Genomic DNA, 14,559 nt, shown 5'->3' with positions numbered 1-14,559 from the left:
GACGTCAGCCGCCAATTACGCCCCCTAGGGAGCCACCTTAGGGAGCTACGTTGCGGCGGGGGTCGCCGTAGCGGTAGTTTTCGGTCTGCATCCTGACCTTGGTGATCATGGCATCGGGGACGGTAGCGGCACCCCAGTGGGCCTGAATGGCTTGGATGAGCTGATCTTGCTGCACGCGAAGGTCGGAAATGGCCCAGCCCCGGTTAATGATGGCAAACCACACCGGGCCTTTGTCGGCGGTAGGCACCATGCCAGCGAGGGCGCTGACCTCCGCTAGGGTGCCCGTTTTTACGGCGGCGGTGGCCGGGATGCGGCGACCGATTAGGGTACCTGCATCTTCCCCAGCCACGGGCAGAACATCAGCCACCGAATAGCCCTGGCGTTCCATCTCCCGCTGGAGGGCCACGGTGAGGGCCACGGCAGCGCGGGCCGACATTTTGTTGTCAACTCCCAGGCCCGAACCATTGATCAGGCTTAGTTCTCCGACGGGCAGATCAGCCATGGTGGAGGCGGTTTCCTTCACCACCCGTGCTCCGCCCACCAGGGCCGCGACCTGGTCAGACATGACGTTATTGCTGTAGATGTTCATGGCCTTGAGGATGGCTACCAGGGGCAAGGACTGGTGACGCACCAGCCAGGTGGTGTCCGGCGGCAGGGCAGTGGCGGGAATGCGGCGAACTCGGCCTTGAATCGTCAGGCTGGGCTGGGCGGTGTTGGCTTCTAGGTTGCCGTGGGCGGCACGAATGGCACCGTTCCAACTGTTGGTGTGCATTACCTGCTTAAGCTGCTCCGCCGAGGCATTGGGATCCTCCGAAAAATTCATGGTGAAGGCATCGACAATCACCAAGTCCCCCGTCACCCGCTGCACCCCCAGGGCCTGAAGGTGGTTGGCCAGAACAATGCCCTCCTCCCACACAAACAGCGGATCGCCGCTGCCCTGCACCACCAAGTCGCCCGTCAGGACGCCGTTTTCCAGGGTGCCGTGCATCCCCACCAGGGTGTCAAAGCGATGGTCGAGGGGCCAATACTTCAGCGCCGCTAGGGTGGTGGCTAGCTTAGTGAGGGAGGCCGCTGGCATGGGCACTTGGCCCTGGTGCTGGGCAATGGCGCTGTCCTGGGCCTGAATCCAGATGCCCTGATGGGGCCGAGACCACCCCTGCCGCTCTAGCCCTGCCAGGTATTGGGCGAGGATTTGGTCAATGGCCGGGTCGGGGGTAAGCCCGACGATCCAGGGGGAACGCCATTCTGCCACGAGGGTTTGGTTCTGCAACCCCGTGGGCTGGAGGGGCTGGGATTCCCCCGATCCGAGCAGCACAGCCAGCAGCCCCAGGGGAGAAGCTACCAGGGGAACCATGGAAAACAGGCGATTTAGGCGTACAACCATCCCTTAGCATCCATCACACATCGTCAACCCAGCGACCCGCTGCCTGCCCCAACGCACCTACCCATTTTGCTGATCAACGCGGTCTTTAGCCAGTGGGTTTTGGCCCGAGTCCATCTATCCGGGCTTCAGCATAGCAGGGCTTTAGGCACTTAGAACGCTTCTCGCCATCCCCGCATCGGTTCATGGCCTCCTCGGCCCCGCTGTTATGGAGCCCCCCGGACAGACAAGGCCCCCGCCATCTTTTTAATTTTTGAGATCGGTATGTACACTGGAAATGAAAGTGCCTGTCAACTTGGTAAAGTAAAGCCATTCTGCTGAGCCAAACGTACGACCTCCCCTGGGGATCTCGGAGTGATGCCGATGAGTGATCAAAATTCCTACGAACTACTAGGACTAACCGAAGCGTCTACCTTCGAGGAAATTCAGGCGGCGAGGGATCGTCTGATCGAGTCCTGTGGTGATGAGCCTCAGCAAAAGGCCAACATCGAAGCCGCCTACGACGCCATTCTAATGGAGCGGCTGCGGCTGCGCCAGGAAGGCAAAATTAAAGTCCCCGACCGCATCCGATTTGCAGAAAATAATCCAGAGCCCGCCCCCGCCGCCAAGTCCCCTCCCTCCTTACCCCGCCCCGACTGGCTCTCTAGCCTGGTAGATACCCCCAGCCGAGACGATATTCTCTGGCCCGCCGTTACCTTTGCCGGACTGGCCCTGCTAGGCTTTGCCGCACCGTCTCTATCCCTGGCGGTGGCCCTAGGCGCGTCGGTCTATTTCCTCAACCGCAAGGAAAACAAATTCTGGCGCTCCTTTCTGCTGACCATTGTGGGCTTGGCCGTGGGCTTGGGTCTGGGCCTCACGGTGGGCCAATTACTGATTCCCCAAGGGCTGCAAGCCGCCTGGGCTAGCCCCGACGCCATCGCTGCCGCCATCAGTTGTTTAGCCCTCTGGGTAGTCAGCAGTTTCCTGCGCTAGGGCCACCCGCTGGCCCTAGGTGGCCCTAGGTCAATAGGGTTTGGTCTAGGCTTGGTCGCGGCTTTGGCGACGGCTGTGGTCGTGGATGAAGGACTCGACCAGCACCACATCTTCGGTACTGCCGATGATGAGGGGGGTGCGCTGGTGGAGTTCTGTAGGAACAACATCCAGGATGCGCTCAGTGCCTGTGCTAGCCTTGCCTCCGGCCTGCTCGATCAGCATGGCCAGGGGCGCACTTTCGTAGAGTAGCCGTAGTTTTCCCTCCGGGCTTTTGGTAGATCCAGGGTAGAGGAACACGCCGCCCTGGAGCAAAATCCGGTGAAAATCGGCCACCAGCGCCCCACTATAGCGGGCAGAATAGCCCTCATGGCGATGGACGTAGCGGGTGAAGTCGCGGATGGCGTCGTCCCACTGCCAAAAGTTGCCCTCATTGACGCTGTAGGTAGGGCCGTGGTTGGGCACCTGAATATTTTCGGCAGCGAGGATAAACTCCCCCAGGCTGGGATCTAGGGTGAAGGCATGGACACCCTGGCCGAGGGTATATACCAGCACGGTGCTGGGGCCGTAGAGAATGTAGCCCGCCGCCAGTTGTTGGTGGCCATCCTGCAACAAGTCCTGAGCCGATTGATCGAGGTCGTCTCCGGTTTGGCGACGGATAGAAAAAATCGACCCAATGTTGAGATCAATATCGATATTCGAGGATCCGTCAATGGGGTCGTAGAGCAGGGTATAGCGGCCAATGGGGCAGTTTTCGGGAATATAGTAGGGGTGCTCCATTTCCTCCGACGCCAGCCGACAAACCAAACCGCTTTGTTTGAAGACCGAGATAAAGACGTTGTTGGCGTAGACATCCATCTTTTTGACGGCCTCGCCCTGGACGTTGGTTTCCCCCGTAAAGCCCAGTACTGACTCCATCAACCCAGCTCGGCTGAGGTGGCGAGCAATCAGCTTCCCGGCTAGGGCGATACGGTTCATCAGGGCGCTCAAGTCCTGGGCATCGGGGCTAAAGCTTTGCAACTGTTCGAGGACGTGGCGCGACAGGGTTTTGCAGTCACGATCCACCGCAAAAGTAGCGTCGGTGGGTTGATAGTCCGTCATGTCCGTCATGGATATTCCTTAGGTAGGTCGCAGGCGGCGTCTAGGTAGGGGCGGTCAGCGGCCTTCGCACCCAGGGCCGCCATGGCCCTTCCCTAGCGCCTGTCTCCATGGTAGGGATCCCCGGCCCCGATCCTCGTCAACCTTTAGACTGGCTTTACAAGTTTGGGGGCCAGAGATGTCCCTGATCGCAGCGATAAATAGTCGCCGTAATGAAGATCACCACCATAAAGAGCCACAGCCATGACGACCTGTTCCGGTCAGACCCAATCATGCCGGGTCAGGGGCCAGCTTAGCCAACAGGGTCGTGACCCGTTCTTGAATGTCGTCGCGCACGCGGGGAAAAATCTCCGGTTGCTCAGCGGGGTCATCGAGCTGCCAATCATCGAAATACTCGCGCATCAGCCAATCGGGGGGCAAGTTTACCCCGCAGCCGCAGAGGGAAATCACCGCATCAAAGTCCTCTGGGCTAAATTCAGCCAGGGCGTTGGAGGTGTGTTCACTAATGTCAATGCCCACCTCAGCCATGGCAGCAATGGCCTCTGGTCGGACAGAACTGGCCTCTAGCCCAGAGCTAACCACCTCAATTTTTCCGGCTCCCAGGGTTTTGGCAAAGCCTTCGGCCATTTGGGATCGGGCAGAATTTTTCTTACACACAAACATCACACGCTTCATACATTAACTCCTGGGGGAAGACAACGGGGATCGCGGAGACTCGCTTTCTCAGGTTCGCGAGGAAACCAAAAGGCGGTTTTTTTGCAAAATTCCACCAGCATCAGCATCACGGGCACTTCAATCAGCACACCCACCACGGTGGCGAGGGCGGCACCAGAATTTAGCCCAAATAGTGTTACGGCGGTGGCAATGGCGACTTCAAAGTGATTACTGGCCCCAATCAGGGCAGCGGGGGCAGCATCTTCGTAGACCATGCCTAGTTTTTGAGCCGCCACATAGGTGAGGCCAAAAATCACATTGGTTTGCAGAAATAACGGCACCGCAATCAGCGCAATATGCAGCGGATTGCGAACAATTAAATCGCCCTTAAAGGCAAACAACAGCACCAACGTCGTTAGCAGAGCAATCACCGAAATCGGACTGAGATACTTCAAAAACACGTTTTCAAAATAGTCTCGACCCTTGTGGCGCAAAATCCAGGTGCGGGAAATTGCCCCGGCCAGCAGCGGCAGGCCCACATAAATCAGCACCGACAGCACAATGGTTTCCCAGGGCACCGTGAGACTATTTGCCGCCAGCAGCCACCGCCCCAAGGGCGCATAGAGAAACAACATGGCTAAGGAATTAACGGCCACCATCACCAAGGTATGGCCCTGGTTACTGAAGGACAGATAACCCCACATCAACACCATGGCAGTGCAGGGGGCAATGCCAAGTAAAATGCAGCCTGCAATATAGGAATCCGCCAGGGCAATTTCTGCGCCCCGAATGATTTCTGTTTCTGCCAGCCAAGGACGGAAGAATCCCCCTAGAAAAACCTGGGCAAAGAGCACCATGGTAAAAGGTTTAATCAGCCAGTTAATAACCAGGGTTAACACCACAGGGCGGGGTGTTCGAGCGGCTTTTTTGGCCTGGGAAAAATCAATCTTTACCATGATGGGATACATCATGAAAAAGAGGCAAATCGCAATGGGAATTGATACCTGGTAAAGGCTCATGGCGTCTAACGCCACCGCCACCCCAGGAAACAATCGGCCCAGCACAATGCCCGCCACAATGCAGAGAAAGACCCACAGGGTCAGGTATCGCTCAAAGCGGTTGAGCTGCCCCCCGGCCTGCACCGCTTTGGGGTTGATGTCGGATTGGGAATCCATGCCAGTCACACCTGAAACAACAGCATTGGCCACAACCAGATCCGCCAGTTCCTAGAAAGCCGCCTAGGAGAAGCCCGTGATCTGAGCCAATACGCCAAACAGAATCCTGGGATCTCTCCCAAAATTCTGGCTTCGACCTTTTCATCATTTCAAGTTTTCTTGATTTGTCAACCCTTCTCTGGTGGGCAGGTGCGGGCGGGCAGCATGGGGCTGAGGCGGCGGAAGTCTGCCAAGTACTGCTCTAGGGCAACCAGTTGAGGTAGGTTGAGGCTGTAGTAAATCCAGCGTCCCTCCTGGCGAGAACGCACTAATTCCGCCGTTTTTAGGGCCTTGAGATGGAAGGATAGCTTCGACTGAGCGACCCCCAACTGATCGCCCAGATCGCAGACGCATAGCTCTTGGCTACGCAGGCGATCCACAATGTCTAACCGTAGAGGATCGGCGAGAGCCTTGAATCCTAGAACAACTAAAGTTGATGGATTTGAGGATTGTGGCATCGAATTCCCCTTGGGGCTGCGCCGTTATGGTGGGTAGACAGGCGGCGAAAACATCACCTTCAGGTGGCACGCTACGCTGTAGCTATCGCATCCTACCAGGTTCATCGTCGTCCTCTAGGGATTGCCACTGGTGAAACAGAGCAGCTTGGCCGCAGGGGGTGCCCGCCCCATCGCTGACATTCCAAACGATGGCGTTTTGAATGGTAAATCGCCGCCCCGACTTGGCTATGCGAACCCCGGCATAGTCGCGGATAAAGCCCTGCTGGGCAACGGTGGCGAGGAGTTGGGCGCGTTCGGCCCGGTTGGGCAATTCTGCCGAAAGCCGGGAGGGCAGCGCGGTAAAGTCTTCCCAGGACAACTCGAAGAGCTGCTGGGCCATGCGGTTGGCGTAGTTGAAGATGGGGTCGGCCTCGGTGCCGTGGGAGACCACCACAAAGGGCGCTTCGTACAACGCCTGGGCAGCGGCTACATCGGAGAGGGTCGGGTCGATCAGGTCTTCTCCCAGCAGACGGCGAAAGCTGTAGCGCAGCCGATCAACGTGGTCGGCTAGATAGCGATTTTGGGGACTTGGGGCGGCATTCTGCACCATGGGCTCTCCCTCGGCGGGGATTGAATCATACCAAATCCACCCCCCCTGTCGGCGACCTCAACCCCTCGGAAATCCCCAAATTCTGGGAGCTGCTGGAGGCGGGGCTAGGCTTCTCCGACTTGGGCAACGGGGCGGATGGTGCGGTAGCGGTCGTCGCGGATGCGGGTGAGGACGGCCTGGATGTCGAAGGGGGGTTCGCCGAGGGTATTCAGCAGGTGGGAACCGAGTTCTAGGGCGGCTTCAAATTCCGGCTGTACCACTTCCCGCGCTCCGAGTTGGGTCAGCACATCGATTTCCTCGTTGGTGTGGGAGCGGGCGATGATGTCGAGGTGGGGGGCCTTGGCGAGGGCGCGTTGCAGCACCAGGCGGGTGGTGGCGGGGTCGGGCAGGGTGATGGCCAGGGCTTTGGCGGTTTCGAGGCGGGTTTTTTCCAGCACCAGTTCGTTGTCGGCGTCGCCATAGACGAAGGGGATCGGCACCAGGGGCACATGGCGGTTGCGGAGGCGCTGCACGGCGGTTTCGCTGTTGTCTACCACCAGCACCGAGTAGCCCCGGCTCAGCAGCACGTTGACCAGCACTTCCCCCACTCGGCCATAGCCCGCCACAATCACATGGTCGCTGAGGTCGGAGGGCACCGACAGCAGTTTGGGTTCTTCGGCTCGGTTGAGGATGTCCTTCAGCATGGGCAAGCGGTGAAGACCGTCTACGACACGGGGGGCGAGGGCGATCCATAGGGGCGTCAGCATCAGGGAAATAGCGATGGTGCCCAGCAGCAGGGTGTAGCGCTGCTCGGTAATTAGCCCCATTTCTAGGCCACCGAGGGCGAGGACGAAGGAAAATTCCCCAATTTGGTTCAGCCCAAAGCTGGTTTTGACGGCGGTGTTGAGGGAGTAGCCAAAGCCTAGGACGATGGGCAAAATGACTAGCGCCTTACCCACCATAATCAGCGCCACCAGTTCCAAGATGGTGCTGAGGTTGTTGAGGATGAGGGTGGGGTCGATCAACATGCCAATGGAGGCGAAAAACAGACAGGCGAAGGTGTCGCGCAGGGGCAGAATTTTGCCGAGGGCTTGGTCGGCGTAGTCGATTTCGGAGATCATCAGCCCCGCCACAAAGGCCCCCATGGCGATGGAGAGGCCCAGCTTGGATGTCACCCAGGCCACCCCCAAACAGAGGGCCACCACGGTTAACAAAAACAGTTCGCTGCTTTCGGTGGCGGCGATGTGCTGAATCAGCCGGGGCACCACCCAGCGGCCTAGGGCAATGGCTCCGGCCAGGAAGCCCAGAATTTTCAGCAGGGCCAAACCCAGGGCCAAACCCACCGCATCGGGTTGATTCAGCACGGGCAGCAGGGCCAGCATCAGCCCCAGGGCCAAATCCTGGGCAATCAGCAGCCCCAGCATGACTTGACCGTGGACGGTGCTGGTTTCGCCCCGCTCCGTCAGGGTTTTGAGCACCACGGCGGTGGAGGACAGGGACAGTACCAGTCCTAGAAAAATCCCCTGCAAAGGAGTTTGGGCCGACCCCGACAGCAGCGACACCGAGGCCACCAGCAGCGTCGTTAACCCAATTTGCAGCACACTCCCCTGAAGGGCAATGGCCCGCACCCGCTTCAGTTCCGTCAGGGAAAACTCTACCCCCAGGGCAAACAACAGAAAGGCGATGCCCACTTCGGCCAGGGCTTGAATTTGCTCCACATCGGTTTGCAAGCCAAAGCCAAAGGGGCCGATGATCAACCCCGTCAGCAAGTAGCCCAACAGCGCAGGTTGCTTGAGGCGATGGGCGATATAGCCCCCCATGGCCGAAGTGCCCAGGGCCAGGGTGAGATCTAAGACAAAATTCGGTTCAGCGGTCATAGGGGGAGAGGGACAGGGGGATTGGGAGAGCGGGAGACGGGGGGATTGGGGGACAGGGAGACCGTAGGGGTGAGGTCTCCTCACCCATAACTACCGAGGGTAAGTCAGCCAGACTTGGTGTAAGGGGCGTTTTCTCTAGAGGGTTCTCTCGAAATGGGTTCCCCTAAATTATGACGTTTTGTAGCGGTTGAAACCAGGATGGTTGGTTCCGCTGATGGGCCTGAAAAATTGTGTTCTCAACCCAAAATCAGCCGATATGATTTGGGCGTAGCTGCCTTGTCCTGCATCCGTGCCAACTCCTAACCCTCCCGCCGCTTCCCAAAGTCTCAAATCCCAGGCTCAAACGGGGGATGTTCGCGCCATCGAAACGCTGCTGGCTCAGTCCTTTGGGGATTCCCATCTGCGGTTTGAGGTGGCCCGTAGAGGCACTACCCTTTACGTGTTTCTGACGGTGCTAGGGGAGGGGCATCCTGCCGATCATGCCTCGGCGGTGTATGCGGTGGTGGCGGATCTGGCGCTTCAGGGGTTGGATCGGTTGGAGGTGATCGATGGCACGAATCGCCCCCAGGTGGATCGCTGGCGGCAACCCTTTTACCTGCCAGAGACTTGGACGGATTCCCCACCCCTCCCCCATGGCCCAAGCATCGAGACAGAACGGCAATCCCCCCAACTGCCGGAGTTTCTTCAGCCTACCAAGGCCATTCCCACCCCCGCCCCCATCCCTGCCGATACGGCCTTGGTCGCACCGCCCCCGCCCCCAGCTTTAGGGGAACGCGCCGCCGACCTCGTACAGTCCCTGGCTCGCTCCAAACGGATTAAAAGTAGTTTGGGGCTAGCAGCCCTGATTGCCCTGGGTTTGGGCCTAGGGGCGGCGGTGGCCCAGTGGCGCTATGGCCAGTCTGATTCCCTTGCGCCCCTGTCCTCAGAGGTCAGCGCCCAGGAAGAGGCTCCCGGTTCCGCACCACCCGATGGCTTCTCGTTCGATAGCCCAGCCCCAGATACCAATTTCCAGGCCAGCCCCCCAGGAGCAGATCCAGTCGCCGCCCCAGAACCCGGCATTTATATTGATGGCATTGGCGAACCAGAGGCCGAACGATCCGAGGAATCTGTAGCGGCTGAGGCCAACCCAGCACCGCCTCAGATCACCCCAATTTTCGATCCTCGCCGCCTTGCAGCCCTCAATACCAACGCCCTGCAAGCTCCCACCACCCTTACTATCAATGCCGTGGGGGATGTCATTCCCGGCACCAACTATCAAACCTATCGCCTTCCCCAAGACTGGCAATACCTATTTGGCGGCATTCAGTACCAGCTTCAGCAGGCCGATATTGTCTTTGGCAACTTTGAAAGCACCCTCACTGAAGTTCGCAGCAGCCCCAAGGCCACAGGACGACCCAACGTGTTTGCCTTTCGCACCCCGCCCTGGTATGCCAGCGTACTAAAGGTGGCGGGCTTTAATGTGATGAGCGTGGCCAACAACCATTCCTTCGATTTTGGGGAGCAGGGCTTTATCGACACCCTGGCCAACCTGGAGCAGGAGGGCATCAAAGCCGTGGGCCGCAAAGGGGAAATCGTCTACACCGAGGCCAAGGGGCTCAAACTGGCCTTCATCGGCTTTAGCCACCTGAGCCAGCACAACACCGTCCACGACCTGGATGCCGCCGCCGCCCTGGTGCAAGAGGCCGAGCAAAACGCCGATATTGTGGTGGTCTCCTTCCATGCCGGAAAAGAAGGCAGCGACGCTACCGCCACCCGCGACCAAACGGAGTATTTCTTCTCGGAAAATCGCGGTAACGTCGTCCGCTTTTCCCGCACCGTCGTAGACCATGGGGCCGACCTTGTCCTTGGCCATGGCCCCCACGTTCCCCGCGCCCTAGAACTCCATAACGGCAAACTGATCGCCTACTCCCTGGGCAATTTTCTGGGCTACCGCACCCTCTCCACCGCTGGGCACCTGGGCACCTCCCTCATCCTCACCGCCAACCTCGACGGCAGCGGCAATTTCCTCAATGGCCGCATTGTCCCCGTTGCCCTAGACCGCAACGGTGTGCCCTATCTCGATGACCACTTCAAAGGGGTAACGCTCGTCCGCAGCCTCACCCGCCGCGATTTCCCCGATACCCCCCTCACCATTGACGACGACGGCTACATTTGGCGCAATCCCTAGGTGGGCTGCTGGAATAGACGGTCAGGGCGATGGGTATCCCCCATGAATTAGGGGTGGTGGGGCTCCGCTGTGCTCGGCGTGCTGCGCCGAAAGGATTGATGGATTTGGCTCAGCAGGTTATCGAGGTCGGGGCTGCGGGTGCCGTAGCGGCTGGTGAGGATGGCGGTGGCATCGCTGTAGCCCACCACGCTAATAAAGGCGTAGGGCAGATCCGACTCCGGCAAATCCGCCAGCCACAGTCTTAGGGTGGTGGTGCCATCTACGACGATGGCATCGTAGCGGGCCATGGTGTAGCCCTTTTCCCGAATCTCGTTCAACAGGGCAGGAACGATCTGGGTTGGAGCTTCGGCCTGCCAAGCTACTTCCGTGACCATCATCGGCGCTCCCTCTGGGGTGCGGGCCGTCAGGTGGGGGGCCGTGGCTCCGTGGGAGACAACCCAACCCTCTGGAAAGCCCATCGCGAAGTGATCGCCGTGGCTCGCTGGGATGAGCGACACCGTGGCCCCCGTGGAAATTGGCATCGGTTCCTCCGAGTCACCCATGGCTTCCTGGCCTTCGCCACCGTAATCGGCGGCATTGTGATCGGCGGCATCATGGTTTTCGCCACCGTGGCCCATGGCCATTGCTGGGGTCGTTGCAGATCGTTGGGGGCGGGCTTCAGCGACGAGGGCAGTCCCTAGCATCATCATCAGCCCCACCAGGGAGATTCGCGTTACCCGACCTAGCTTTTGTCCAACCTTTGCCTTGATCATCATGCCCTGTGTTCCTCAAGATGTTTGCGGTTCTAGATGCTTGCTATCGCCTTGACCCTAAGCCTTGCCCCAGAGTTCCGAGCGCGTTACCACCGATGGCCCAGCCTAATCTAGCAGATGGAGTAGGGCGTATATCCCTATCTGTAGCCTTAGGTCACAGGTCGTAAGATAGGGGCGTGGTATGGCGGAAACGGGTAGTGAAGGTCTATGCAAGTCCCTCTGGTGTCTGCGTCTCGGTTGGCCCGACAGCGGGAAATTGTGGAAATTGTGCTCGGCCACGGCTGGGACTATATGCGGCGGCTGTTGATGGGGGGCAAAACCGACGAGCCTGACATCCCGCCCCCGGAGGTCTTAGTCAACATTCTGACGGCCCTAGGGCCAGTGTATGTGAAGCTGGGCCAGTTGCTCAGCACCCGCCCCGATTTGCTCCCCCCCAGCTATATCGAAGCCCTCAGCAGTTTGCAGAGCACCGTCCCCGCTGTTAGCGCCCAGGAGGCCGAACGCCAGATCCGCGCCGCCCTACCCCACCCACCAGAGGAGCTTTTTGCCGAAATTAACTACCGCGCCATCGCCGCCGGATCCATCGCCCAAACCCACCGTGCCCAGCTTAAGGATGGCCGCACCGTTGCCCTCAAGGTGCAGCGTCCCGGCATCGAACGCCAGGTAGAGCAAGACATGGCCCTAATTCGCGACGTGGCGCGGCTGATGTCGGCCACCCAGTTTGGCCAGCGCTATAACGTGGTGGGCTTGGCCGACGAGTTTGCCGATGCCCTCAACGCCGAGCTAGATTTCCTCACCGAGGCCCACTACACCGACCAACTGCGCCGCAACCTCAGCCAAAGCGGCTGGTACAACCCCAAACAACTGGTGGTGCCGGATATCGTGTGGGAACTGACCAACTCGCGGCTAATGGTGATGACGTGGCTGGAGGGAGTGCCCCTACTCAAGGCCGATTTGCCCTTAGAGCATCGAGGCCAGGTGACGACGCTGCTGTTTCGCACCTTCTTTAAGCAGTATTTTGTCGATGGCTTCTTCCATGCCGACCCCCACCCCGGCAATATGTTCTACCTCGCCGATGGCCGCATGGCCCTGCTCGACTGCGGCATGATGGGCCACCTCGACCCCCGCACCCGCGCCACCCTCACCGAAATGGTGCTGGCCATTGCCAGTTGCGACGCCCAACGCTGCGCCCAGCTCACCCTCCAACTGGCGGAACCCCTGCAACCCGTCAACCTGGCCCGCCTAGAAAGCGACTACACCCGCCTGCTAGGGCGCTACTACGGCCTGAGCTTGGAGCAATTCAGCACCGCCGTGGTGTTTGGCGAAATTTTGGAGGCAGGCATTAGCAACCACTTGCGCTGGCCCGCCAACGTGGGCCTGTTCACCAAATCCCTGGCCAACCTAGAGGGTGCGGCGCGGCAGTTCAACCCTGGGGTAAACCTGATCGACGAAGTGCGGCCCCTCATGGTGGACTTGTTCCGGCATCAGTTGGTCGGGGACGACCCGCTGCAAGCCCTCCTGCGTACCGGACTGGAGTTCCGCAACCTATCCCTCAGTTCGCCGCGCCAGTTCGGCTTTTTGCTAGATCGGCTCAGTTCCGAACAACTTCAGTGGAACCTAAAAATCCAGGGTCTCGATGACCTGCGCCGCAGCATCGACGACGCCGCCAATCGCCGATCCTTCAGCACCGTGGTCGCTGCCCTCATCATCGGAGCCGCCATTGTCTCCACCGGACGGCAATCTTCCCAGGGGCAACTGCTCACCATCGCCCTGTTCATCGCCGCCAGCTTGCTGGGCCTGTGGCTGGTCTACAGCATTTGGCGCTCCGGGCGATTGCGCTAATTGATGATGCCAAAGTCCGAGTGTAGGATGTCACCGGGTCTAAAATTTTTGGGCAATATCCCAAACCTGATCGGGGGAGTCTACCCGAAAGGCACGGATGCCCAACGCCTGGGCCGCTTCTACATTTCGGGCTCCGTCATCGAAGAAGGCAATGGTATCGGCAGGCACCTTGAGATGGGAAATCACCCGTTCAAAGATTTGGCTACTCGGCTTCATACAGCCCATTTGGTAAGACAAAAAGAGCTGATCAAAATGATGAAAGAAGTCGTATTGATGGCTGAGTTTTTTGTGGTGGGCAGGATTAGTGTTCGACAGAAGCGAGAGATGGAATCGGGCCTTAAGATCCGTTAATACCTGTTGACAATGGGGTAAAGGAGCCTGCACCAATTCTAAAAACTCATGCTGAATCGTGGCGGTCTCCGTCGATAGGCCAAACTCTTGCTGGAAGGCCGCTGCAAACTGATCAAAATCCGTCCGGCCCGACTCAAAATCTGTGGTGCTAGAGGCCGTCACCCACAGGTGATGCAGCTCTGCCATGGGCAGGGGGCGGTTGAGCAATCTCTCCATGCGCTCTCGCCACTGCAATTCTACTAGCACCCCACCCATATCCAGCAAAACGTGCGTAATCATAGACGACCGATGGTTCCTGTTTGCGCTTCACAGTCCCACTGTATCGCTAGTTGGCCTAGGTATCGGTTAATCACAAAACTTGAATTTTTATCAACGCCCCCAAACGATAGAAGCCTTGATCTAGGAGGGCGAAATCCTTATCTGGCGGTTATTTTCACGCCCTGGGGCAACGGTCAAAGCCCCTAGGAACAACACTCTCGCAAGAATAGTTTATAGTTTGGGTCGGCAAAATTCGATAGGCTGAAGTCATTGATACCCCTACCCAAAACGCTACGCCTTGGGTATTTCTCTCCATCGCCGTTATAGGTCAAACCGCCATGCGTACGCTCTCCAGCCCCAGCCTAAAATCTATGAATTGGTTTGGGGTCATTCTGTTTTTCCTCATGTTTTGGTTTAGCGCCAGCTTACTGATGGATTTTGTGATTATGCCCGGTCTCTTTGTCACGGGCATGATGAGCCAACCCGACTTTAGTACCGCTGGCTATTCCCTATTTTGGGTGTTTAATCGCCTAGAACTGGTGTGTGTGGCCCTGGTTTTGACCGGGCTGCTGGTCACTCACCAAGCCCGCACCGACCATACCGTTATGGATAGCGGTATCCGCAGTCGTTGGGCTATTGAACTGGCGCTGGGGCTGCTGGCCATTGTGCTGGCGTTCACCTATGCCCTCACTCCGGCCATGGGTGCCCTGGGGGTATCCCTCAATGCCTTTGAGCCTGCGACCCTGCCCTCCGGCATGAACCAATTACACCTGCTGTACTTTGGCCTAGAAGGGCTGAAACTGCTGGGCTGTGGTCTGCTGCTGAAGCTCTACTTCCACGACCTCCAGGTGTCTGGAGAAGCCTAGGGCCGTCCCCATGGGGGTTATCTAGCCCTGCCGTTGCCCCTCCGTGGGACCGCCAGCCCCCTTAGCCAACCTCCATCTGCGGTGAAACCCCGCTCAGCCCCAGG

Annotated in this window: 13 protein-coding genes; 4 read left to right on the top strand and 9 right to left on the bottom strand. The window is 58.7% G+C overall.

From position 1 onward, the window contains the following. Positions 1–37 precede the first annotated feature (37 nt). A complete protein-coding gene (locus tag GFS31_RS07020) occupies positions 38–1,384 on the bottom strand; it encodes a D-alanyl-D-alanine carboxypeptidase (RefSeq protein WP_198807495.1) in 1,347 nt (448 codons plus the stop codon). 360 nt (positions 1,385–1,744) lie between these two features. Between GFS31_RS07020 and GFS31_RS07015 the strand changes: the two genes are divergently transcribed. Next, on the top strand, positions 1,745–2,353 hold the full coding sequence (locus GFS31_RS07015) for a CPP1-like family protein (RefSeq protein WP_198807494.1): 609 nt from the start codon (positions 1,745–1,747) through the stop codon (positions 2,351–2,353). Between the two features lie 45 nt (positions 2,354–2,398). On the opposite strand, the gene fbp is transcribed toward GFS31_RS07015, so the two are convergent. The 6 genes from fbp to GFS31_RS06985 form a co-directional block, all read right to left on the bottom strand. Then, complete coding sequence (gene fbp / locus GFS31_RS07010; RefSeq protein ID WP_410503856.1) at positions 2,399–3,460, bottom strand: class 1 fructose-bisphosphatase; 1,062 nt, start codon at positions 3,458–3,460, stop codon at positions 2,399–2,401. A 258-nt stretch (positions 3,461–3,718) separates the two neighbouring features. Next, positions 3,719–4,123 (bottom strand): arsenate reductase, glutathione/glutaredoxin type, encoded by a 405-nt coding sequence (gene arsC / locus GFS31_RS07005; protein ID WP_198807493.1) that lies wholly within the window; start codon positions 4,121–4,123, stop codon positions 3,719–3,721. Then, positions 4,120–5,277, bottom strand: a complete 1,158-nt coding sequence (gene arsB, locus GFS31_RS07000) for an ACR3 family arsenite efflux transporter (RefSeq protein ID WP_198807492.1) — start codon at positions 5,275–5,277, stop codon at positions 4,120–4,122. The genes arsC and arsB overlap by 4 nt, the downstream gene beginning before the upstream one ends. A gap of 167 nt (positions 5,278–5,444) precedes the next feature. Next, positions 5,445–5,774, bottom strand: coding sequence for an ArsR/SmtB family transcription factor (locus tag GFS31_RS06995; protein ID WP_198807491.1), 330 nt, complete (start codon positions 5,772–5,774; stop codon positions 5,445–5,447). A gap of 82 nt (positions 5,775–5,856) precedes the next feature. After that, complete coding sequence (locus GFS31_RS06990) at positions 5,857–6,363, bottom strand: MEKHLA domain-containing protein (RefSeq protein ID WP_198807490.1); 507 nt, start codon at positions 6,361–6,363, stop codon at positions 5,857–5,859. A gap of 104 nt (positions 6,364–6,467) precedes the next feature. After that, complete coding sequence (locus GFS31_RS06985; protein WP_198807489.1) at positions 6,468–8,219, bottom strand: cation:proton antiporter; 1,752 nt, start codon at positions 8,217–8,219, stop codon at positions 6,468–6,470. A gap of 289 nt (positions 8,220–8,508) precedes the next feature. On the opposite strand from GFS31_RS06985, the gene GFS31_RS06980 reads away from it, so the two are divergent. Then, positions 8,509–10,386, top strand: coding sequence for a CapA family protein (locus tag GFS31_RS06980; protein ID WP_198807488.1), 1,878 nt, complete (start codon positions 8,509–8,511; stop codon positions 10,384–10,386). 47 nt (positions 10,387–10,433) lie between these two features. Here GFS31_RS06980 and GFS31_RS06975 read toward each other — a convergent pair whose 3' ends face one another. Next, positions 10,434–11,141, bottom strand: coding sequence for a hypothetical protein (locus GFS31_RS06975; protein WP_198807487.1), 708 nt, complete (start codon positions 11,139–11,141; stop codon positions 10,434–10,436). 204 nt (positions 11,142–11,345) lie between these two features. Here GFS31_RS06975 and GFS31_RS06970 point away from each other — a divergent pair, with 204 nt between their 5' ends. Continuing rightward, positions 11,346–12,980 carry an ABC1 kinase family protein gene (locus tag GFS31_RS06970; protein ID WP_198807486.1) on the top strand — a complete coding sequence of 545 codons (1,635 nt, stop codon included), beginning with the start codon at positions 11,346–11,348 and terminating at the stop codon, positions 12,978–12,980. 39 nt (positions 12,981–13,019) lie between these two features. Here GFS31_RS06970 and GFS31_RS06965 read toward each other — a convergent pair whose 3' ends face one another. Next, positions 13,020–13,610 (bottom strand): HAD family hydrolase, encoded by a 591-nt coding sequence (locus GFS31_RS06965; protein WP_198807485.1) that lies wholly within the window; start codon positions 13,608–13,610, stop codon positions 13,020–13,022. A gap of 317 nt (positions 13,611–13,927) precedes the next feature. On the opposite strand from GFS31_RS06965, the gene GFS31_RS06960 reads away from it, so the two are divergent. Further along, positions 13,928–14,455: a DUF4149 domain-containing protein gene (locus GFS31_RS06960; RefSeq protein ID WP_198807484.1), complete on the top strand. Its 528-nt coding sequence runs from the start codon at positions 13,928–13,930 to the stop codon at positions 14,453–14,455. Positions 14,456–14,559: the final 104 nt, after the last annotated feature.

Source organism: Leptolyngbya sp. BL0902 (assembly GCF_016403105.1).
In the GTDB taxonomy this organism is placed as follows: Bacteria; Cyanobacteriota; Cyanobacteriia; order Phormidesmidales; family Phormidesmidaceae; genus Nodosilinea.
This window is presented reverse-complemented; position numbering and strand designations above follow the sequence as displayed.

Excerpts from the sequence above, each read along its gene's own strand:
- GFS31_RS07020 (WP_198807495.1), bottom strand. The coding sequence starts at position 1,384 with ATGGTTGTACGCCTAAATCGCCTGTTTTCCATGGTTCCCCTGGTAGCT.
- GFS31_RS07015 (WP_198807494.1), top strand. The coding sequence starts at position 1,745 with ATGAGTGATCAAAATTCCTACGAACTACTAGGACTAACCGAAGCGTCT.
- fbp (WP_410503856.1), bottom strand. The coding sequence starts at position 3,460 with ATGACGGACATGACGGACTATCAACCCACCGACGCTACTTTTGCGGTG.
- arsC (WP_198807493.1), bottom strand. The coding sequence starts at position 4,123 with ATGAAGCGTGTGATGTTTGTGTGTAAGAAAAATTCTGCCCGATCCCAA.
- arsB (WP_198807492.1), bottom strand. The coding sequence starts at position 5,277 with ATGGATTCCCAATCCGACATCAACCCCAAAGCGGTGCAGGCCGGGGGG.
- GFS31_RS06995 (WP_198807491.1), bottom strand. The coding sequence starts at position 5,774 with ATGCCACAATCCTCAAATCCATCAACTTTAGTTGTTCTAGGATTCAAG.
- GFS31_RS06990 (WP_198807490.1), bottom strand. The coding sequence starts at position 6,363 with ATGGTGCAGAATGCCGCCCCAAGTCCCCAAAATCGCTATCTAGCCGAC.
- GFS31_RS06985 (WP_198807489.1), bottom strand. The coding sequence starts at position 8,219 with ATGACCGCTGAACCGAATTTTGTCTTAGATCTCACCCTGGCCCTGGGC.
- GFS31_RS06975 (WP_198807487.1), bottom strand. The coding sequence starts at position 11,141 with ATGATGATCAAGGCAAAGGTTGGACAAAAGCTAGGTCGGGTAACGCGA.
- GFS31_RS06970 (WP_198807486.1), top strand. The coding sequence starts at position 11,346 with ATGCAAGTCCCTCTGGTGTCTGCGTCTCGGTTGGCCCGACAGCGGGAA.
- GFS31_RS06965 (WP_198807485.1), bottom strand. The coding sequence starts at position 13,610 with ATGATTACGCACGTTTTGCTGGATATGGGTGGGGTGCTAGTAGAATTG.
- GFS31_RS06960 (WP_198807484.1), top strand. The coding sequence starts at position 13,928 with ATGCGTACGCTCTCCAGCCCCAGCCTAAAATCTATGAATTGGTTTGGG.